The sequence below is a fragment of the Streptomyces sp. NPDC050164 genome (assembly GCF_044459945.1).
In the GTDB taxonomy this organism is placed as follows: Bacteria; Actinomycetota; Actinomycetes; order Streptomycetales; family Streptomycetaceae; genus Streptomyces; species Streptomyces coeruleorubidus_A.
Map to the genome: position 1 here is coordinate 455,549 of NZ_JBITJK010000001.1, position 20,273 is coordinate 475,821.

Sequence of the window (20,273 nt, forward strand, 5' to 3'; positions counted from 1 at the left end):
GCACCGGGGGCGCCCTTTCATCGCTGGGCTGGCTGCCCAAGTCGGGGGCGCGGGGGACGGCGCGACAAGCCGCATACGACCCGCAGCCGCCAACACCCCGCAGCCCCCACCCCGATACGCGCTACTTCCCCTTGTCGAAGTCGATCGCGCTGTAGGCCCGCAGCTTGCTCAGCCGGTGCTCGGAATTGATCCTCCGCACCGTCCCCGACCGCGACCGCATCACGATCGAGTCGGTCGTGGCGGTCTCGGCCCGGTAGCGAACCCCCCGCAGCAGCTCCCCGTCGGTGATCCCGGTCGCCACGAAGAACACGTTCTCCCCGGTGACCAGGTCCTCGGTCGTCAGCACCCGGTCGAGATCGTGCCCCGCGTCGATCGCCCGCTGCCGCTCCTCGTCGTCCTTGGGCCACAGCTTGCCCTGGATCGTGCCGCCCAGGCACTTCACCGCACAGGCCGAGATGATGCCCTCCGGCGTACCGCCGATGCCGAGCAGCAGATCCACCCCGGTGCCCTCCCGCAGCGCCAGGATCGAGCCGGCCACGTCGCCGTCGGAGATCAGCTTGATGCGCGCACCGGTGTCCCGGATCTCGTTGATGATGCCCTCGTGCCGCGGCCGGTCGAGGATCACCACCGTCACGTCCTCGGGCGCGGACCGCTTGGCCTTGGCGACCCGGCGGATGTTCACCGACACCGGCGCGTTGATGTCGACGAAGTCGGCCGCCTCGGGCCCGGTGACGAGCTTGTCCATGTAGAAGACGGCGGACGGGTCGAACATGGACCCGCGCTCGGCCGCGGCCAGCACCGCGATCGCGTTCGTCATGCCCTTCGCGGTCAGCGTGGTGCCGTCGATCGGGTCGACGGCGATGTCGCACTCGGGTCCCGTCCCGTCGCCCACGCGCTCTCCGTTGAAGAGCATCGGGGCCTCGTCCTTCTCGCCCTCGCCGATGACGACGACGCCGTTCATCGAGACGGTGGAGACGAGGGTCCGCATGGCACGCACCGCGGCACCGTCGGCGCCGTTCTTGTCACCCCGTCCGACCCAACGGCCCGCGGCCATCGCCGCCGCCTCGGTCACCCGGACCAGCTCCAGGGCGAGGTTGCGGTCGGGGGCCTCGGAGGGCACATCGAGTTCGGACGGCAAGTGATGATTCTCGGTCATCGGAGCGCACCTTTCTGTACGACGACGGCCGGATGAGGGTGTTGTCGCCCGACTCTATCGCCGAGCCAGCAAAATGAGCAGGGGACCCCACGGATGAGCGCACCGGAGACCTGCGACGATAGGGGGCGTGGCAGGCACGAACGGCAAGCAGAAGACGGTGCGGGACATGATCCTCTCCATGGGGGTCATCGTCCTCGTGGCGGGCGTCATATACCTCTTCATCCCGCACGACGACAGCGCGCCCGACATCAAGCGCGTCGATTACCGGGTCGAACTGCTCACGGCACGCCGCGCCGCCTCGTACCCCGTGGCCGCGCCCCAGGGCCTGCCCGACGCGTGGAAGGCGACCTCCGTCCGTTTCCAGGGCGACGAGTTCGACGCCTGGCACCTCGGCTTCCACGACCCCGAGGGGGAGTACGTGGCCGTCGAGCAGTCCACGCAGCGGCGCCCCGTCTTCGTCGACGAGACGACCCAGGGCGCACGGGAGACCGGGAAGACCGAGAAGATCGACGGCCGGACCTGGACCCGCTACGAGGGCGGCCGGTACGACGCGCTGGTCCTGGAGGGCACCAAGGGCTCGACGACGGTCGTGACGGGCACCGCGTCGTTCGCGCAACTGACGAAGATGGCGGACGCACTGAAGACCGAGTGAGGCTTCGTGCACGCGGAGTGCACACGGAGAAGGCCCCCGGCGCGTACCGGGGGCCTTTCTCGTGTCCGTCGGTCAGACGGTCGTGACGACCTGGTCGAACTCCAGGCGCGGGGAGCGCGGGTACCAGGCGTCCGGGCCCGGCCGGCCGATGTTGACGACCATCAGCGGGGTGTGGTCGTCGTCCAGGAACTCCTTGCGCACGCCCTCGAAGTCGAAGCCGGTCATCGGGCCGGCGGCGAGACCGGCGGCGCGGACGCCGACGATGAAGTACGCGGCCTGGAGGGCGGCGTTCAGTGTGGCGGCGTTCTCGCGGACCGGGCGCTCGGCGAAGAAGAGGTCCTTCACCTGCGGCATGGCCGGGAACAGGTGCGGCAGCTCCTCGTGGAACTCGTTGTCCGCGGAGAGGATCGCGACCAGCGGGGCGGCGGCCGTCTTGGGCCGGTTGCCCTCGGCCATGTGCCGCACCAGGCGCTCGCGGGCCTCGGGGGAGCGGACCAGGGTGATGCGCAGCGGGGTCTGGTTGAAGGCGGTCGGGCCGTACTTGACCAGGTCGTAGATCGCCTGCACCTGCTCGTCGGTCACCGGCTCGTCGGTGAAGGTGTTGGCGGTGCGGGCCTCGCGGAACAGCAGGTCCTGCGCGGCGGGGTCAAGGGCGAGAGACATGGATGAACCTTCTGAACCTTCTTGAGCGGGTACGTCTGATGTCTCCGACCGTACGCGAGTAAAGTTCAACGTTCAACCAAATCCGGAGTGTCGTGCCTCACCTCACAGTGAACGGCCCGTGCTACTCCGCGTCCGCCTCGTCCGCGGACTCCTCCGCCAGTGCCGCGTCCAGGCGCGCCCGCGCCCCCTCCAGCCAGCGCCGGCACACCTTGGCCAGCTCCTCGCCGCGCTCCCAGAGCGCGAGGGACTCCTCCAGCGTCGTACCGCCCGCCTCCAGACGGCGGACGACCTCGATCAGCTCGTCCCGCGCCTGCTCGTACCCGAGCGCCTCGGTCATGCCCGGTGTCTCGTCAACCTCGCTGGTCATCCACCCACCCTATGTGTCCACTCGTACGGAGAACTCACCCTCGGAGACCCGCGCGCGCAGGGCCTCGCCGGCCGTCACCTCGCCGGGGTCGCGGACGGCGTGCCCGTCCGCCTTCTGGAGCACGGCGTACCCGCGCTTCAGGGTCGCGGCGGGGGAGAGGGCCACCACGCGCGCGTGCGTGTGCGTCAGCTCCGAGTCGGCCCGGTCGAGCTGGTGCCGCAGACAGCGCCGGCCCCGGTCGAGCAGGTCCGCCACATGGTCGGCGCGCTCGTCGATCATCCGGTGCGGATCCTCTATCGACGGCCGCGCGAGCGCGTGGGCCAGCCCGCGCTCCTCCCGCTCCACCAGCGCCGCCACGCACCGCCGCGCCCGGTCCCGCAGCAGCCGCACGCGCTCGTACTCCTCGCCGACGTCCGGCACGACCTTCTTCGCGGCATCGGTCGGGGTGGAGGCGCGCAGGTCGGCGACGTGGTCGAGGAGGGGATTGTCGGGCTCGTGCCCGATCGCGGACACCACGGGCGTACGGCACTCGGCCACCGTCCGGATCAGCTGCTCGTCGGAGAACGGCAGCAGGTCCTCCACACTGCCACCACCGCGCGCGACGATGATCACGTCCACGCCCTCGATCGCGTCCAGCTCCTTCACGGCCTGCACGACCTGCGGCACGGCGTGCACTCCCTGCACGGCGACGTTGCGCACCTCGAAGCGCACCGCGGGCCAGCGGTGCCGGGCGTTCTCCAGGACGTCCCGCTCGGCGGCCGAGGCCCGTCCGCAGACCAGCCCGATCAGCTGCGGCAGGAAGGGCAGCGGCTTCTTGCGCTCCGGCGCGAAGAGCCCCTCGCGCGTGAGGGCCTTCTTCAGCTGCTCCAGCCGCGCCAGCAGCTCACCGACCCCGACGGGCCTTATCTCGGCGGCCCGCAGCGACAGCTGCCCCCGCGGGGCGTACCACTCGGGCTTCGCCAGGACGACGACCCGGGCGCCCTCGCTCACCACGTCCGCGACGGCGTCGAACACCTGCCGGTAGCAGGTGACGCTGACGGAGATGTCGTACGAGGGATCCCGCAGCGTCAGGAACACCACACCGGCGCCCGGCCGCCGCGACAACTGCGTGATCTGTCCCTCGACCCACACCGCCCCGAGCCGGTCGATCCATCCCCCGATGAGCCGCGACACCTCACCGACGGGGAGCGGGGATTGCGGAGACGTGTTCACAGCCATGCCCGCGAGCGTAGTGGCCACCGCCGACAACGCGGCCGACCGCCCGGCGACGCCGTTTCCCGGTTGCCGGACCCGGCCCGGGCGCCGGCCTGGCCGTTCGGCCCAGTGCTCCGCCTTCGCACCCGTCACTCACATCGCGCCCCGCCAGTCTTCCCGGGGACTCCACACGGACGCGATCTTCGACCCGCCGGGCGCGGCCTTACGATGGGACGCATGTCTGCTTCGCCTGGCCGCCGTGTCCTGCTCGCCGCCCCCCGTGGCTACTGCGCGGGTGTGGACCGCGCCGTGATCGCCGTCGAGAAAGCGCTGGAGCAGTACGGCGCTCCGGTCTACGTCCGGCACGAGATCGTCCACAACAAGTACGTCGTGCAGACCCTGGAGAAGAAGGGCGCGATCTTCGTCGAACGGACGGAGGAGGTCCCGCCCGGCAACATCGTCATGTTCTCCGCGCACGGGGTGGCCCCCGTCGTCCACGAGGAGGCCGAGCAGGGCCGCCTCGCCACCATCGACGCCACCTGCCCGCTGGTCACCAAGGTCCACAAGGAAGCCGTCCGCTTCGCGGGCGAGGACTACGACATCCTCCTGATCGGCCACGAGGGCCACGAGGAGGTCATCGGCACCTCCGGCGAGGCCCCCGACCACATCCAGCTCGTCGACGGCCCGGGCGATGTCGAGAAGGTCGAGGTCCGCGACCCGTCCAAGGTCGTCTGGCTCTCCCAGACCACGCTGTCCGTCGACGAGACCATGGAGACCGTCGACGCCCTGAAGGAGAAGTTCCCGCAGCTCATCTCCCCGCCCAGCGACGACATCTGCTACGCCACGCAGAACCGCCAGCTGGCCGTGAAGCAGATGGGCGCCGAGTCGGACCTGGTCCTCGTGGTCGGCTCCCGCAACTCCTCCAACTCCAAGCGGCTCGTGGAGGTCGCCAAGATCGCGGGGGCGCGCGCGGCGTACCTCGTGGACTTCGCCGACGAGATCGACGAGGCCTGGCTGGAGGGTGTCACCACGGTCGGCGTCACCTCGGGCGCCTCCGTCCCGGAGGTCCTGGTCGAGCAGGTGCTGGAATGGCTCTCCCAGCGCGGCTTCGAGGACGTCGAGATCGTCAAGGCGGCCGAGGAGTCCATCACCTTCTCGCTGCCCAAGGAGCTGCGCCGCGACCTGCGCGAGGAGGCGACGGCGCTGGTCGCCGAGCGCCGCGGCGCCGGATCCGGTGAGGGTTCCGGGGAGTGATCGGGGAGCCACCGGGCGGGGATCGCCATCCGGCCAGTGACTGTCAGTCCCTCGTCGTAACGTAGGGCCATGCAGATCTTCGGCGTGGACATCGGCGGTTCCGGGATCAAGGGTGCCCCGGTGGACCTGGACAAGGGCGACCTGGCGCAGGAGCGCCACAAGGTCCTCACCCCGCAACCGGCCACGCCCGACGGGGTGGCCGACGGCGTCAAGCAGGTCGTCGACCACTTCGGATGGACGGGCCCGGTCGGGGTCACGTTCCCGGGCGTGGTCACCGACGCGGCCACGATCCGGACAGCGGCGAACGTCGACGACAGCTGGATCGACACCGACGCGCGCGTGCTGCTCGGCGAGCGGCTGGGCGGACTGCCGGTGACGGTGGTGAACGACGCGGACGCGGCGGGCGTCGCCGAGATGCACTTCGGCGCCGGCCGCGGCCGCCGGGGCACGGTGATCGTGCTCACCTTCGGCACGGGCATCGGCAGCGCGGTCTTCGTCGACGGCGTCCTGGTCCCCAACACGGAGCTGGGCCACCTGGAGCTCGACGGGCACGACGCGGAGAAGCGGGCCTCCAGCAAGGCCCGGGAGGACCACGACATGACGTGGGAGTACTGGGCGGTGCACCGCGTGCGCAAGTACCTCGCCCACGTCGAGATGCTGTTCTCGCCGGAGCTGTTCATCATCGGCGGCGGCGTCAGCCGCAAGTCACAGAAGTTCCTGCCCCACATCGAGGGCATCAAGGCGGAGATCGTCCCGGCGCAGCTGCAGAACAACGCGGGGATCGTGGGGGCGGCGATGCGGGCGGCGGGACACTAGGGCACAGCCGGGCGGGGCCCGGCTGTCACACCGGCGGACGGGCCCCGGCCGCCGTCCGTCGCCGGTGCACCAGCCGGATCCGCCGGGCGATCACGATCAGCCCGGTGATGAGCGTGCCGCCGTACAGCCACCCGGCCTGCGTGGCGAGCGCCGTCACCAGCCCCATCAGCTTGCCCTCGGTCCCACCGTCGCCGTCCGCCACCGGCAGCAGCCCCACGGCGAACGCGATCGGCACGACGACGGGCGCGGTCATCAGATCCCCGCGGCGCACCCAGACGGCGGTCAGCACGCACACCGGCAGGAACAGCACCCCGTACGCCGTCAGCGACGCCCCGAACAGCACCGCGCAGAGCCCGCCGAGCAGGAACATCACCAGCGCGCAGAACAAGCCGCTGCCCAGTCCGGTCAGCCGGGGGTTCGGCATCCTCGCCGCGGCGGGCGCCGGCGCGGGGGCCGGCCGACGGACCGCCGCCGGGCGGCGCTGCGGTCCCGGCTGCCGGACCGCTCGCACCGCCCCGCCGCCCGCTCCTCGTCCCGCCTGCGGCGGCAGGGACGATCTCGGCCGGTCACGTCGCGGTCCGTACTGGGCAGGTCGCGTCCTGTATTGCTCCACTGCACCAACTTAGGTCGTTCAATATGCCGAATAGGCCTTCAGACACGCCGTGGGCCGAGGCTTGGCCAAGCGTTCGATACGCCGCCGGGGCGGTTGTGGGTACGCCGTAGACTGGTGGATCGGCCGGTCCCCTGGCCCCCTGGCCCTCTCCACTCACGGGAAGTCGCAACGTGTCGCTCACGATCGGAATCGTCGGTCTGCCGAATGTCGGCAAGTCGACCCTGTTCAACGCCCTGACCAAGAACGACGTGCTGGCGGCCAACTACCCGTTCGCCACGATCGAGCCCAACGTCGGCGTCGTCGGTGTCCCCGACCCCCGCCTGACCAAGCTGGCGGAGATCTTCTCCTCGCAGCGGGTCCTCCCGGCCACGGTCGACTTCGTCGACATCGCGGGCATCGTGCGCGGTGCGTCCGAGGGTGAGGGCCTGGGCAACAAGTTCCTCGCGAACATCCGCGAGTCCGACGCGATCTGTCAGGTCATCCGTGCCTTCAAGGACGAGAACGTCGTGCACGTCGACGGCAAGGTCTCGCCCAAGGACGACATCGAGACGATCAACACCGAGCTGATCCTGGCCGACCTCCAGACGATCGAGAAGGTCCTTCCCCGGCTCCAGAAGGAATCGCGGATCAAGAAGGACGTGGCGCCCAAGGTCAAGGCGGTCGAGGAGGCCAAGGAGATCCTGGAGAAGGGCGACACGCTCTTCGCGCACGGCATCGTCCAGGGCAGCGAGCGCGCCGAGCCCCTCCACGACCTGCACCTGCTCACGACCAAGCCCTTCCTCTACGTCTTCAACGTCGACGAGGACGAGCTGGTCGACGAGGACTTCAAGGACGAGCAGCGCGCCCTGGTCGCCCCCGCCGAGGCGATCTTCCTCAACGCCAAGCTGGAGGCGGACCTCGCGGAGCTCGACGATGACGAGGCCCTCGAACTCCTCCAGTCCGTCGGCCAGGAAGAGCCCGGCCTCGCCACCCTCGCCCACGTCGGCTTCCGCACCCTCGGCCTCCAGACCTACCTCACGGCCGGCCCCAAGGAATCCCGCGCCTGGACCATCAAGAAGGGCGCCACGGCCCCCGAGGCGGCCGGCGTCATCCACACCGACTTCCAGAAGGGCTTCATCAAGGCGGAGGTCATCTCCTTCGACGACCTGGTGGAGACGGGTTCGGTGGCGGAGTCCCGTGCGAAGGGCAAGGCCCGCATGGAGGGCAAGGACTATGTGATGCAGGACGGGGACGTCGTGGAGTTCCGGTTCAATGTGTGAGCGAGTGCAATAACACCACGTTGGCAGCCTGGCAAATTCGCAGGTCGGACGGGGTCGGCTCTTCCGGGAGCCGACCCCTTCCTGTTTCCCATGCTGGGATGGTGCTGGGTTTTCTGATGAGTCGTCACGCAACTGGTTCTCGTGTAGGCGGCTGAGAGTGGTACGTTATTAGGTACCACTTGATGTAGGGAGTCAGCCCATGTCCATAACCGCGAGCGAAGCCCGCAAGGCTCTCTTTCCACTGATCAAGAAGGTCAACGACGATCACGAGGCCATCGAGATCGTCTCCAAGCACGGCAACGCCGTACTCGTCTCGGCCGAGGACTACGCGGCTCTGCGGGAGGGCTCGTATCTGCTGCGCTCTCCGGCGAACGCTCGTCGGTTGCTCAAGGCGTACGAGAACGCCCTGGCCAACATCAACGTGTCTGAGCGAGAGCTGATCGACCCTGACTCGCCGGATGCGGCACGTGAGGGTGCTGTGTGAGGCTCGTCTTCGAGGATCAGGGCTGGGAGGACTACACGTCCTGGCTCAAGAACGACCGCAAGATGCTCGCTCGGATCAACAAGCTCATCGAGGACGTCAGGCGTGACCCCTTCACGGGGATCGGCAAGCCCGAGCCGCTCAAGTACCACTTGCCTGGTGCGTGGTCGAGGCGGATCGACGATGAGCACCGCCTTGTCTACCTGGTGACGGGCAAGGAGATCGTGATCCTTGCGGCGCGTTACCACTACTGATCGCTCGCGCCATGTGGGCGTCTCGGGATGCCGCCCCCAGGCTGAGACGGCTGTTTCGGGGCGGCGTCTTCGTAGGTCGCAGTTCCGCGCTCGGACTGTCTTTCCCGCCGGGGGGGGGGATCTGGGTTGACTCGACGTTCTCGGAGGCTGACAGTGGTTCACCTACTTCCTGATCGGCGCCTTCATGTCAACGGCACAGCTCCTCGACCAGGTGGCGGAGGGTTGGCCGGCTCCGCCGAGGCCGACACAGCCGTCCCCGGGCGAGGGGGCAACGGTCGCTGTGCGCGCTGCGGCGGCTTCCGTGGCGGGGAAGGGCATCGCCGGCGGGATGCGCGCCTGCCAGTCCCTGGGCTCCGGTCGCCCCGGCGCTGATCCGTCCTCGGCCCGTCCGCGTTCCTGCCGACCGGACCGGAGGCCGGATCACCTGGCGACGAAGACCACTCGGAACATCTTCGGCCACCATTTGCCGGTGAGCAGGAACTCATCGGTGCCGGGGACGGCGGCGATGCCGTTCAGCACCTCGGCGTGCTGCTGCTCCTTCGAGGTCAACAGACCTGAGGCATCGATCGACGCGGTCACCGCGCCGGTGCCCGCGTCGACGCGCACGATCCGGTGGGAGGGCCAGACATTGGCGTACACACTGTCGCCCACGCATTCCAGCTCGTTGAGCTGCGGCACCGGACGGCCATGGAGGGTGACGACGAGTTCACCGGTCGGTTCCAGCGTCCGCGGGTCCCGGAAGGTCAGCCGGGCGGAACCGTCACTGGTGACCAGCCGCCCGCGCCCCGGCTGGTGGCACACCCCCCAACCCTCCTGCGCGTAGGGAAGACGACGCAGCTCGGCCAAAGTTCCGGCGTCCCGTTCGATCGCGATGTGGTTCCGCCAGGTCAACTGCCACAGCGTCGGTCCGAGGACGGTGATCCCCTCTCCGAACAGCGGTGCCGGCAGGTCGGCGCGGACGGTGGGAGGCCGGCCGGGCGGGCCCCGACGGATCGACGACTCGCCGGCCATGCCCGTCCCCTCGTAGAGCGTTCGCCCGGCCATCTCCAGGCCCTGCGTGTAGGCCTTCGGGTCGTGGGGCAGGACGTCGAGGACCCTGACCCCGAGTTGCTCGACCCGCCCCGCGGCAGACCCGGCCGCGGCCTGCGCTCGCACCGGTGAGCGGCCGTCAGCCTCACACGAGGTGAGCAGTATCGCGCCCGCCAGGGCCGCGGCCGCGATGGCCCGGCGCGCCAGGAGCGCACGCATCCGCGCGGAACAGGGCATCGGCCGGGAGACGCGAACCGTCGCTCCGGATCCCCGGCGCCCGCGGACGCCGGGCCGGTGGCGCGACGCCTGCCGGATGCCGACGCCCGGATCGGCCATACGGTCCTCTGCGTCGGTGGCATCCCCCGTTCGCTCAGTGATGCTCTCCGCCGTCCTTGGCAGCCGCCGGGGCGGTGTCCTTCCCCGCCGGCGTGGTCGGCGCGGGGAAGGTACCGATCGTCGCGGGCCTGTCGCGGCGGCGGAGGCGGCGGCGGAGCCGGAGCCGGAGCCAGTCCCGGCGCCCCGACGTCCTGGGCCGGTACTCGTACCCGTAGCCGTACTGCTCGCTGTCGCGCTTGGCGGGCATCATGTTGAGGACGCTGCCGAGCACAGTCGTGCCGACGTCGTGCAGGGCGCGCACGGCGTCGGTGAGCTGGCCCCGGGTGCTCTTCGCGTACCGGGCCACCAGCAGGTAGCCGTCGACCGCCGAGGCCATCGCCGGTGTGTCCGCCACCGGGAGTACCGGCGCGGTGTCGATCACCACGTGGTCGAACCTGTCGGCGAGCGAGCGCACCACGGTGCGGAACTGGGCCGAGCCCAGCATCTCCGCCGGGTTCGGCGGCATCACCCCGCTGGCCAGCACCGAGAAGGAACCCGCCGACTGCATCACGTCCCCGGTGTCCGCCTGGCCGATCATCACGGTGGTCAGTCCGGCGTCCTGTACCAGGCCGAGCGTATGGGCCACGCTGGGGCGCCGCAGGTCCGCGTCGACCAGGCAGACCGAGGAGCCGAACTCGGCCAGGGCGGACGCCAGGTTGATCGAGATGCTCGTCTTCCCCTCGCCGGGCACCGCACTGGTGACCGCGATGACCTTGGGCGGGGCGTCGATGTCCACGAATTGGAGGCTGGTGCGCAGCCGTCTGAAGTCCTCCGCCCGCCGACCGAACGCGTCGTCGTCCGTGGCCACCGGGTGTCGGGAGACGCGCTGGTCGAGGACGACGCTGCCGAGTACGGCCGGTCCGCCGGCGGCGGCGAGACACCGGGTCAGGTCGCTGCGGCTGCGCACCGAGGTGTCCAGTGACTCCCGCGCGGCCGCCAGGCCGGTACCGAGGGTCAGGCCGGCGACGAGCCCGAGCGCGAGGTTGAGCATCAGGTTCGGGGAAGTCGGCGCGTTAGGGGTGTTGGCGGGCTCGGTGATGCTCAGCCGGACGGGCGAGAGCCGGGAGCCCTCCGGTCGCTCGATGTCGGCGATGATCTCGGCGAAGCGGTGGGCGATCGCGTTGCTGATCCGGGCCGCCCGGGACGGTTGGGTGTCCGTGACGGTGATCTTGAGAAGTACCGTTTCGAGGGGTACCTCCGTGGTGATCTTTCGGGCCAGTTGTGAGGGCGTCATGTCCAGGCGCAGAACCTTGGTGACCGGCTTGGTTACGTAGGGGCTGGTGACCACTTCCGCGTAGGAGCGGACGCGAGCCTGGGCGAAGCTGTTGCCCTGATTGAGCTTGACCGTGTCGTCCCAGTCCTGAAGAGACACGAAGAGCGTCGAGGTGGCCCGGTACTGCGGTGTGGTGGCGTTGGTGACGAACACGCCGACCGCTGTTCCCAGCAGGCCCAGCGCCGCGATGGCGCGCCAACGCCTGACCAGGAATCGAAGGTAATCGGACAGATCCAAGGTATCCATCCCAGGTGTGCAAGTAGGCAGCAATATGGGGCATTCACTAACTTAGTGATCATATCCGTGACATTCGGTGAAAACGCGCAGGAGTGACGGCCTTCCGCTGAGGTGACCGGAGCCGTGTACAGCCATCTTTTGCGTGCGCGTTTCGGTGATCGTTCACCCGTCACCGAACGCACGGGTTCCGTCGGCCATGTTGTGGCGTGCCGACGGCGATGGAGGGTCGGCTGGTCCGCACGGCGGCGGCGATCCTCTCCACCGACTCCTCGACGCGCAGCGCGCGCTGCCATGCCTGCCGGGGGCGGGGGCTGCCCGGCCGCGTCGCCGTCATCGCCCTGCGCCCGCTCGACGCCGCGCCGGGCGGCCGATCCCCGGATGAGTGCGGTGAGTCGGCCGGTGGGATCCGTCGCGTCCCCTGCGTCCTCGACCCGCAGCGGCCGGGCGAATTCGGGCAGCGTGAAGCGCGCGACAGCGCCCGCACTGGGGGCAGCCGTACGTCCGCCTCGCGGTGTTACGCCGCGGCGCCCAGTATCGGAATGGAGCCGGCCGCGGCCGCCGTCGACCTGCCCGGCACGGCGTGCGTTCCGGCGCTGCCGACCTGGATCGGCTCCCGCGTCACGGCCGGCCGTGGCCTCGGCGAGCACTCGGCGAGCGCCGAGCGGTACAGGTCGCGGTGCACACGACGAGCGCGCGGAACACCTGAAGCAGGCTCATCCCTACGAAGCGGTACGGGAGCTTAGATATCCGACATGACGTCAATGTCCATGCCGCTGGGGAGGGGGATCAGCCGACGCACGGACCGTTCGGGAGCACCGTGGCCCGCAGGGGATGCACCAGCGGCTGACGCAGCACGAAGGGAGGACGGTCACCGGGCCGCTCCAGCAAGTGGAGTACGAGGGTGCGCGTGCCGCGCGCGGGCAGCTCGACATCGAGGGTGAAGACCGGATGGCCCCGCTCGGCGCCGTGGCTGACTTGAGTGGGGCGGCCGTCCAGGGTGGCACGGGACAGGGTGGCCTCCGCACTGGCGTAGTAGGACACCAACAGGCGGTTGTCACCTGGACGGGTGTCATAGCGGGGGGCGTCCACCCGCTGGACGACGTACGGCGGGAGTCCCCGCACCGGAGCCCGGTTGGTCAGGCGGACGGTCACGGTGACCTCGCGTTGGCCGTCTACGCACCGGCCCGGTGCCCACACGAGTTGGCGGTCGAGGTAGTAGTCGAGCTTCGTACCCGCCGCGTTGTTGACGACCAGTCCGGCCAGCGGAGCGGATCCTTCGGGCAGCGCTCCGCCGAACGACCGGGCCAGGAGCTCGCGCTGCTCCGCCGAGTGCCCACTCCACACCTTGATCCGTCCCTCTCCCAGCTGCCGGTGCAGCGCAGAGAAGAGGGCGGTCCGGCGCGCGGGGTCGGTCGAGGCACCGAGCAGCCGGATGGCCACCGCGCGCGCCACGTCGAGGAAGTAGGCCTTGCGCCGCTTGAAGTCCGGGTGGAGCGCGTAGCTGGCGCGCTCGCTGAGATCCACGACGTTGCGGGCGGTGACGGCGCTCCCGTCGGACAGCCGGGCAGGGCCGGAGGCGGCGAGCAGCCCGGAGACCGCACCGGGGTCCAGACCGAAGGCACCGTCCACACGCTGGCCACTGTGCCGCTGCCACGCCGCGGCCCAGATCCGCGCCGCGTACGGGAAGTGCGGGCTCATGTTGGAGTTCACCCAGGTCCGGGTCGGGGCGCTGGGGCCGTAGAGCCCGTCGAACTCCGCTCCCAGGTCGACGTCCGCATACGCCTTGCTCAGTTCGATGTCGTTCCCGAAGTACTCGAAGCTCAGTCGGCCCCGGTCCGCCCTGAGCACCGCGAAGGCTCCGGGCAGCCCGCCCGTTCCACGAGCCTCGGCGGTGTTCTCGAACACCGCCAGGTACCGCCGCGGTCCGTCCGCTCCGAGCATCGAGGGCATCAACCTGGCCGCCGCGGCGGCATCGTGGGTGAGAGGGGCGATCCGATCGAGCTGTCGGGCGAGTTGGGTGCGCGCCCGGTCGGTGGCCGGCAGCCAGGTGCCGTGCGGGAGGGCGTCGACATCGGTGCGTACCCCCGACGCGCTGCGCGAGGCCTGTTCGAGAAGGGGAGCCACACGGCGCAGCGCGGAGAGGTTCAGGTGCCGGCCGTCGTCCGTCCCACTGGATTCGAGCTCCGCGACGGTGCGCGCCAAGGGAGACAGCACGTCGTGGGTCAGCCGGTCGGAGGCCTCCGCGATACCGCGTACGGTACGGAAGGGGCCGCCGAGAACGGGCAGGTGGGCCGCCGGGAACCAGGCGGGGCCGGTGGTGAGCCGATGCGCCCGGGTGGCATGGCCGGCGGCGCTGCGCACCGCGTCCTGCGCTGTTGCGGTCCGCGTCGCCGGCGGGCCGGCCGCGGTGGCCGGGGCCGCTGCGGGCTGCGCGACGTGCTGCCGCCTCAGCGCCTCCAGACTCCGCTGGGCGGCCAGCAGTTCATTGCGGGCGAGCACTCCGGTGACCGCGATCCAGGCGGCACCGGCCAGGAGCAGTCCGGCCGCGGCGTACAGCGGCATCCTGACGCGACGGTCGCGCAGCCGACGGACGATGACGACGGGCAGCACCTGCTCCTTCCACCGGCGCGGAATCCGCCAGGCCCGCTCCGCACTGGGCGGGGGGTCCTGCACACGCGACGTACCACGACGAGTCTCGGACATCTGGTGTCACTCCCTGGCTGATCTCGTTCGCTGGGTCCCGTGGCCCCCGCAACGCCCTGCGGGGGCGCCGGGCGCGGAGGCGGGTCCCTCCGTGCGACGCGCGGGCGCCGGCTCAGTAGGCGCCGTCACCGCGCAGCACGGCGGGGAGGGTCCGCCAGAGGATCGTCAGGTCCAGCCTGATCGACCAGGTGTCGACGTACTCCAGATCCAGGCGCAGGGCGTCCTCCCAGGCGAGGTCGGACCGTCCGCTCACCTGCCACAGTCCGGTGATCCCAGGCCGGACCAGCAGGCGGCGGCGGGCCTCCCCGGTGAACGCCGAGTCCACGACCGGCAGCGGACGGGGACCTACCAGGGACATCTGCCCCCGCAGCACATTGACCAGCTGCGGCAACTCGTCCAGGGAGTAACGGCGCAACCACCGCCCGACCGCGGTCACCCGCGGGTCCTCGCGGATCTTGAAGAGGTGCCCGTCCGTCTCGTTGCGCCCCTCCATGGCCGCGCGCAACCGCTCCGAACCCACGCGCATCGTCCGCAACTTGAGGACGTGGAACTCCTTGCCCCGCCAGCCGGTGCGGCGCTGGCGGAACAGCAGCGGGCCCGGAGTGTCGAGCTTCACCGCGACGGCGGCGGCGAGGAGCACCGGAGCCACCAACAGGAGCAGGACGGCAGCTCCCACACAGTCGATGGACCGCTTGGCCGCCCGGACTCCCCAGTGCGCCCGCCGACAGGGAGCCGGCCGGTGATGAGCCGTCTTCGCAGTGGATACCGGCATTCCGCATCCCTTCACCTTCTGCGGCAGAACGGGTGAAACCTGCCCTGGCTAGAGGAATTTCGACCCGCACGACGTCTCAATCGGATCATTTCTGACTAATGAATAGAAACACGACATCGATCTGAGCTTCGGCAATGACACCGAAGCTCGCCCTCGTCCACCAGCCTGGGCGGGGCGGCCGAGAGGACCTGCATGCGTGCAGTAGTGACGGGTGGGGCCGGTTTCATCGGCTCCCATCTGTGCGAGCGGCTGCTTCAGGCGGACCACGAGGTGGTCTGCGTGGACAACTTCCTGACTTCCAGCCCCGAGAACATCGAGCACCTCATGGGCGACCGGCACTTCCAGTTCCGCCACTGGGACATCACTCAGGGCGTGGACGAGCCGGGGCCGGTGGACGCCGTCATTCACATGGCTTCACCAGCTTCGCCCGCGGACTACCTGAGACTGCCTCTGGAGACACTCCGAGTGGGCTCGGCCGGCACCTGGCACGCCTTGGACCTGGCCGCCGCAAAGGGCGCCCGCTTCCTGCTGACCTCCACCTCCGAGTCGTACGGCGACCCCCTGGTCCATCCTCAGCCGGAGAGCTACTGGGGACATGTGAACCCCGTGGGCCCGCGTTCGGTGTACGACGAGGCGAAGCGCTTCGGTGAGGCACTGACGATGGCGTACCGCAGGAGTCGCGGTGTGGACGCCAAGATCGTGCGCATCTTCAACACCTTCGGGCCGCGGATGCGCCCGGACGACGGACGGGCGATCCCCACCTTCATCCGCCAGGCGCTGAGCGGGGACCCGATCACGGTCAGCGGTGACGGCAGCCAGACCAGGTCCCTGTGCTACGTCGACGATGTGGTCGAAGGCCTGCTGCGCATGCTGGCCGTCGACCACTGCGGACCCGTCAACCTGGGCAATCCCCACGAGGTCTCCATGCTGGAGCTGGCGCAGTGGATCGGCAAACTCACCCGGTCCCGCTCCGAGATCACGCTCACCCCCCGTCCCCAGGACGACCCCGAGCGACGGCGTCCGGACATCACCCTGGCCCGCGAGCTGCTGAACTGGGAGCCCACGACTCCCGTGGAACGCGGCCTGTGCGACACCATCACGGACTTCCGCCGGCGTCTGCCCCCCGGGGAGATCGCCGGGAGCGGCACGCGGCCCGCCGGGTCCACGCCGAGCTGTGAAGCCGCCCGCTCATGACCGCCCCTCCGAGCAGTCGGACGACATCGGTGACGGCGGCTCCCGTGGTCGAGTGCCTCGGTGTGCCCATCACCGCGCACACCCGCGACAGTGCGGCCCGCCATGTCGTGCACCTGGCCGGTCGGATGCGCGAGGCACGCCATAGGCTCACCGACGGACCCGGCGCCACCGGCATCCAGCGCGGCAGTGACGTACACCTGTCCAACGCCTACACGCTCGCCCTGGCCGACCGGGATCCCGAGCTGCGCGGCATCCTCCGCTCGGCCTCCCTCAACCTCCCCGACGGGCAGCCCGTCGTGTGGGCCAACCGACTGCTCCACCGCAGCGCCGCACTGCCGGACACCCGTGTCTACGGCCCCGACCTCCTGCTGGACGTCTTCGCCCTGAGCCAGCACACCGAACTGAACCACTACCTTCTCGGCTCCACGCCCCAGGTGCTCGACGCGCTGCACCGGGAGCTGCGGCGGCGCTATCCCGGGGCGCGGATCGTCGGCACCTGCTCCCCGCCCTTCAGGCCCCTGACCGTCGACGAACGGCGGCAGCAGGTGGAGGAAATCCGTTCCGCTGCGGCGGACATCGTCTGGGTCGGACTCGGCACGCCCAAGCAGGACCGCTGGGCCGCCGAACTGCGCGACGCGCTGCCCGTGGTGGCCGTGGCCGTGGGCGCGGCCTTCGACTTCGTCGCCGGTAACAAGCCGCAGGCACCGCACTGGATGCGGCACAACGGACTGGAGTGGCTGTTCCGGCTCGGCTGCGAACCCCGCCGCCTGTGGCGCCGGTACCTGTTCGGCAACGCGCGCTTCGTCCACGGGGTGGTGCGCCAGGTGACACGCCCGGTGCGAGCGGACAGCGGTGCGGTGCACGCGGCATCCGATCGCCTGAATTCGGGCCGACTCGTCGGCCAGGGCCGGGAAAATCCCGACGTCGTTCCTGAGGTACGGCCATGACGATCACTCCGGCGAGGCCTCCAGAGACCCGGCGGCGCGTCGTCGTGGTTCAGCCTTACGTCCCCGGTTATCGGACGTCGTTCTTCAGTCACCTGCAGGACCGGCTGAACTCCGCGGGTGTCGACCTGGAAGTGCTGTACGGGCTCGTACCACCGCAGCAGGCGGCCCGACGCGACGCCGCTCCCTGCGCCTGCGCGGTACAGGTACCCTCGCGACGGCTGCCCGCCCCTGGAGGCCGGTCCCTTCTCTGGCGTCAGGTGACGGACCGGGCGGCTTCCGCCGATGCGGTGGTACTGGAGCAGGCACTGCGAAACCTTGAGGCGTATCCGCTGTTGTTGCGTCAGCTGATCCGGCGGGCCGGCGGGCGCCCTCCGCGGGTCGCGTTCTGGGGCCACGGCCGCACCTACACCAAGAAGACGAGCCAGCTCCAAGCAGCTGCCAAGAACGTCCTCACGCGGCAGGCCGCCTGGTTCTTCGCCTACACCGAGGGGGGAGCCTCATACGTCGCCTCGCGGGGTTTCCCCCGCGAAAGGATCACCGTCCTGCGCAACTCCGTGGACACCACGGAGCTGACCGTCGCGCGTGACCGCGCGGACATCCACGGCACGCCCGAACATGCCGCAGCCGCCGAGCTGCGCGAACGCCACCACCTCGTACCGGGACGAACCGCCCTGTACGTAGGGGGACTTGACGCCCCGAAGCGGATTCCCTTCCTGCTCCAATGCGCGCGACGTCTGGCGACCGGCCTGCCGGGCTTCAAGCTGCTGGTGGCCGGAGACGGTGTCGACCGGCCCCTGGTGGAATCCATGGCCTCCGCCCCGGACAGCCCGGTGGTGGCTCTCGGCCACCGCGCCGGACAGGACGTCGCGGTGCTCGGAGCGGTATCGGACGTCATGCTGATGCCCGGGCGGGTGGGACTGTGCGCGGTGGACTCGTTCGCCCTCCGGACACCCATCGTCACCACCGACTGGCCATGGCACGCGCCCGAGTTCGAATACCTGGAGCACGGACGGAACGCAGTCGTCAGCCGAGACGATCCGGAGGCCTACGCGGTGGCGGTGCAGCAGGTCCTGAACGACCGCTCCCGCCTGGAATCCCTACGCGAAGCGTGCCGCAAGGACGCCGCCGACTATACGGCGGACGGCATGGCACAGCGTTTCTGCGACGGCTTGCTGCATATGCTCGGGAGAAGCGTGTGAGCCGACCTGAGGAATTCCGTAGACCGGCGAGCCGATTCCATGAAGGGTGTCAGTGAAATGACTGTTCCAAGGCCGGCGGACAGACGGACGAAGCCGCCTGCATACGGCGTCCTGCCCGTTCGGCTCCGACGCTCGATCACCAAGCCCGTCCGCATCATGCGGCCATGGCTCTACGGGCCATGGCCCGCCGCCCTCAACGGGCAGCGATTCCGTCAGAACCTGTTCCGCTCCCTGGTCCGCGAACTCCAGCCCCGGGCGATCTTCGAATCCGGCACGTACTGCGGAGGGTCGACGCAGTTCCTGTGGCACCTGTCCGGCGCCCCCGTGTTCACCGTCGAAAAGAATCGCGGATTCGCGCGCTGCGCCAAGAGGCGTTTCCGCGGAAATCCAGACGTCCGGGTGCTCAACGAGGATTCCCGGGACGCTCTGCGGACGCTGCGCGACGACACCCGGTTTCCCCGATCGAGGGTCCTGTTCTACCTGGACGCCCACTGGGAAAAGGACCTTCCCCTCCGGGAGGAAGTCGACACCATCACGAAGGCGTGGACGGACTCGGTCATCGTCATCGACGACTTCAAGGTTCCCGACGACGACGGTTACGAATTCGACACCTACGGCGACCTGCAGCTGTCGATGGAGTATCTGGGAGGGACCGTCGCGCCCTACGAAACGTTCTGGCCGAACTGCCCGTCCGGCATGGAGAGCGGGCGCCGCCGCGGTTGCGTGGTGCTGGCCGCCCCGGGCGTCGCACAGCAGGTGTCCGAGCTCCCCGAAGTGCGTCGCGCCGGAGCTCTCGTACTGCCCGAGCGGTGAGGCGTGGACAAGGACAGAGGGCCATGCATGACCGAGGGCGCCAGTGAAGCAGTTCTGTCCATCGACGACGCATGCCCAGCAAAGGAGGTCCGGTGGGTGCTGTACGTTCCGCATGGCGCAGGTGCAGCGGTGCTCTGACGGCGTTGCGCCGGCCTCGATTCGTTCCCCCGGGACACTTCTACTCGCCGATTCCGAGCCCAGAGGACTGCAAACGGGCTCTCCAACTCAGCCGGATGCCCACCACCACCCCTGATCTGGACCTGGCCGAATCGGATCAGCGGAAGCTGGGCGGTGAGCTGGCCGAGATGTGGCGCGACGTTCCCCTCGGCCATCGGCGGGACTGGCGCTACCGACCGGACAACTCGATGTTCGTTCTCTCGGACGCCGCCGTTCTGCACTCCATGCTGAGGCATGTACAGCCCGAGCGGTATATCGAAGTGGGTTCCGGCTTCTCTTCGGCCATGGTGCTGGATACGGCGGATCGCTATCTGCCCGACCTGGAGTGCACCTTCATTGAGCCCTATCCGGAGCGGCTCCTCGGAGTGTTGCGCGACGACGACCTGCGTCGGGCCACACTGATCCGCCGCGGAGTGCAGGACGTGCCGCTGGAGGTGTACGCACAACTCGCGGCAGGCGACGTGTTGTTCATCGACTCCACACATGTCGCCAAGGCCGGCAGTGATGTCAACTGGCTGTTGTTCCGCGTCCTTCCCACCCTGGCACCGGGTGTGGTCGTGCACGTGCACGACATCTTCTGGCCTTTCGAGTATCCGGAATCCTGGCTGAATGAGGGGCGCGCATGGAATGAGCTCTACATGATGCGCGCCTACCTTGCCCACAACAGCACCATGCGTGTGTTGCTGTTCAACTCCTGGCTCTGGCAGAACGAGCCGGGGCTGGTACGGGCCGCGCTTCCTCAGGCCGCCGAGCAGACGCCCGGGAGCCTGTGGCTGCAGGTGACGTGACCGCTCGATGCTGTGCTGGTGCTCGATTCTTCAACGAGAGGTGTCATGGATGGGGGC

At 69.6% G+C, this 20,273-nt stretch carries 20 protein-coding genes; 11 read left to right on the forward strand and 9 right to left on the reverse strand.

Annotated elements, in window-relative coordinates:
* Positions 1–121: 121 nt before the first annotated feature.
* The gene (glpX, locus tag ACIBNA_RS02175; protein ID WP_399163364.1) at positions 122–1,156 is read right to left on the reverse strand and encodes a class II fructose-bisphosphatase; all 1,035 of its coding nucleotides are present in this window, start codon (positions 1,154–1,156) and stop codon (positions 122–124) included.
* A gap of 127 nt (positions 1,157–1,283) precedes the next feature.
* Here glpX and ACIBNA_RS02180 point away from each other — a divergent pair, with 127 nt between their 5' ends.
* Positions 1,284–1,808, forward strand: a complete 525-nt coding sequence (locus ACIBNA_RS02180; protein ID WP_399163365.1) for a DUF4245 domain-containing protein — start codon at positions 1,284–1,286, stop codon at positions 1,806–1,808.
* Between the two features lie 72 nt (positions 1,809–1,880).
* Here the strand turns inward: ACIBNA_RS02180 and ACIBNA_RS02185 are convergent, their stop codons facing one another.
* From ACIBNA_RS02185 to xseA, 3 genes are all read right to left on the reverse strand, one after another.
* On the reverse strand, positions 1,881–2,471 hold the full coding sequence (locus tag ACIBNA_RS02185) for a malonic semialdehyde reductase (RefSeq protein WP_086561484.1): 591 nt from the start codon (positions 2,469–2,471) through the stop codon (positions 1,881–1,883).
* Between the two features lie 121 nt (positions 2,472–2,592).
* Complete coding sequence (locus ACIBNA_RS02190) at positions 2,593–2,838, reverse strand: exodeoxyribonuclease VII small subunit (protein WP_399163366.1); 246 nt, start codon at positions 2,836–2,838, stop codon at positions 2,593–2,595.
* Positions 2,839–2,847: 9 nt separating this feature from the next.
* A complete protein-coding gene (gene xseA / locus ACIBNA_RS02195) occupies positions 2,848–4,056 on the reverse strand; it encodes an exodeoxyribonuclease VII large subunit (RefSeq protein WP_399163367.1) in 1,209 nt (402 codons plus the stop codon).
* Between the two features lie 204 nt (positions 4,057–4,260).
* Between xseA and ACIBNA_RS02200 the strand changes: the two genes are divergently transcribed.
* Together ACIBNA_RS02200 and ppgK are read left to right on the forward strand one after the other, a co-directional pair.
* Positions 4,261–5,286: a 4-hydroxy-3-methylbut-2-enyl diphosphate reductase gene (locus ACIBNA_RS02200; protein ID WP_399163368.1), complete on the forward strand. Its 1,026-nt coding sequence runs from the start codon at positions 4,261–4,263 to the stop codon at positions 5,284–5,286.
* A 69-nt stretch (positions 5,287–5,355) separates the two neighbouring features.
* Positions 5,356–6,102, forward strand: a complete 747-nt coding sequence (ppgK, locus tag ACIBNA_RS02205) for a polyphosphate--glucose phosphotransferase (protein WP_399163369.1) — start codon at positions 5,356–5,358, stop codon at positions 6,100–6,102.
* A 25-nt stretch (positions 6,103–6,127) separates the two neighbouring features.
* Here ppgK and ACIBNA_RS02210 read toward each other — a convergent pair whose 3' ends face one another.
* Positions 6,128–6,715: a DUF6542 domain-containing protein gene (locus tag ACIBNA_RS02210; RefSeq protein ID WP_399163370.1), complete on the reverse strand. Its 588-nt coding sequence runs from the start codon at positions 6,713–6,715 to the stop codon at positions 6,128–6,130.
* A gap of 170 nt (positions 6,716–6,885) precedes the next feature.
* Between ACIBNA_RS02210 and ychF the strand changes: the two genes are divergently transcribed.
* From ychF to ACIBNA_RS02225, 3 genes are all read left to right on the forward strand, one after another.
* Positions 6,886–7,974, forward strand: coding sequence for a redox-regulated ATPase YchF (gene ychF / locus ACIBNA_RS02215; protein ID WP_399163371.1), 1,089 nt, complete (start codon positions 6,886–6,888; stop codon positions 7,972–7,974).
* Positions 7,975–8,173: 199 nt separating this feature from the next.
* A complete protein-coding gene (locus tag ACIBNA_RS02220) occupies positions 8,174–8,458 on the forward strand; it encodes a type II toxin-antitoxin system Phd/YefM family antitoxin (RefSeq protein ID WP_399163372.1) in 285 nt (94 codons plus the stop codon).
* Positions 8,455–8,709, forward strand: coding sequence for a Txe/YoeB family addiction module toxin (locus ACIBNA_RS02225; RefSeq protein WP_399163373.1), 255 nt, complete (start codon positions 8,455–8,457; stop codon positions 8,707–8,709). The genes ACIBNA_RS02220 and ACIBNA_RS02225 overlap by 4 nt, the downstream gene beginning before the upstream one ends.
* A 420-nt stretch (positions 8,710–9,129) precedes the next feature.
* On the opposite strand, the gene ACIBNA_RS02230 is transcribed toward ACIBNA_RS02225, so the two are convergent.
* The 4 genes from ACIBNA_RS02230 to ACIBNA_RS02245 form a co-directional block, all read right to left on the reverse strand.
* Positions 9,130–9,957: a glutaminyl-peptide cyclotransferase gene (locus ACIBNA_RS02230; protein ID WP_399163374.1), complete on the reverse strand. Its 828-nt coding sequence runs from the start codon at positions 9,955–9,957 to the stop codon at positions 9,130–9,132.
* A 151-nt stretch (positions 9,958–10,108) separates the two neighbouring features.
* Positions 10,109–11,623 carry a polysaccharide biosynthesis tyrosine autokinase gene (locus ACIBNA_RS02235; protein ID WP_399163375.1) on the reverse strand — a complete coding sequence of 505 codons (1,515 nt, stop codon included), beginning with the start codon at positions 11,621–11,623 and terminating at the stop codon, positions 10,109–10,111.
* Between the two features lie 786 nt (positions 11,624–12,409).
* The gene (locus ACIBNA_RS02240) at positions 12,410–14,326 is read right to left on the reverse strand and encodes a DUF4012 domain-containing protein (RefSeq protein ID WP_399163376.1); all 1,917 of its coding nucleotides are present in this window, start codon (positions 14,324–14,326) and stop codon (positions 12,410–12,412) included.
* 112 nt (positions 14,327–14,438) lie between these two features.
* The gene (locus ACIBNA_RS02245) at positions 14,439–15,098 is read right to left on the reverse strand and encodes a sugar transferase (RefSeq protein WP_399163377.1); all 660 of its coding nucleotides are present in this window, start codon (positions 15,096–15,098) and stop codon (positions 14,439–14,441) included.
* Between the two features lie 192 nt (positions 15,099–15,290).
* On the opposite strand from ACIBNA_RS02245, the gene ACIBNA_RS02250 reads away from it, so the two are divergent.
* From ACIBNA_RS02250 to ACIBNA_RS02270, 5 genes are all read left to right on the forward strand, one after another.
* A complete protein-coding gene (locus tag ACIBNA_RS02250) occupies positions 15,291–16,292 on the forward strand; it encodes a UDP-glucuronic acid decarboxylase family protein (RefSeq protein ID WP_399163378.1) in 1,002 nt (333 codons plus the stop codon).
* Positions 16,289–17,239 carry a WecB/TagA/CpsF family glycosyltransferase gene (locus ACIBNA_RS02255; protein WP_399163379.1) on the forward strand — a complete coding sequence of 317 codons (951 nt, stop codon included), beginning with the start codon at positions 16,289–16,291 and terminating at the stop codon, positions 17,237–17,239. Before ACIBNA_RS02250 ends, ACIBNA_RS02255 begins: the two co-directional genes overlap by 4 nt.
* Complete coding sequence (locus ACIBNA_RS02260; protein ID WP_399163380.1) at positions 17,236–18,438, forward strand: glycosyltransferase family 4 protein; 1,203 nt, start codon at positions 17,236–17,238, stop codon at positions 18,436–18,438. Before ACIBNA_RS02255 ends, ACIBNA_RS02260 begins: the two co-directional genes overlap by 4 nt.
* A gap of 156 nt (positions 18,439–18,594) precedes the next feature.
* Positions 18,595–19,251: a hypothetical protein gene (locus ACIBNA_RS02265; RefSeq protein WP_399163381.1), complete on the forward strand. Its 657-nt coding sequence runs from the start codon at positions 18,595–18,597 to the stop codon at positions 19,249–19,251.
* 233 nt (positions 19,252–19,484) lie between these two features.
* On the forward strand, positions 19,485–20,216 hold the full coding sequence (locus tag ACIBNA_RS02270) for a class I SAM-dependent methyltransferase (RefSeq protein WP_399163382.1): 732 nt from the start codon (positions 19,485–19,487) through the stop codon (positions 20,214–20,216).
* Positions 20,217–20,273 lie beyond the last annotated feature (57 nt).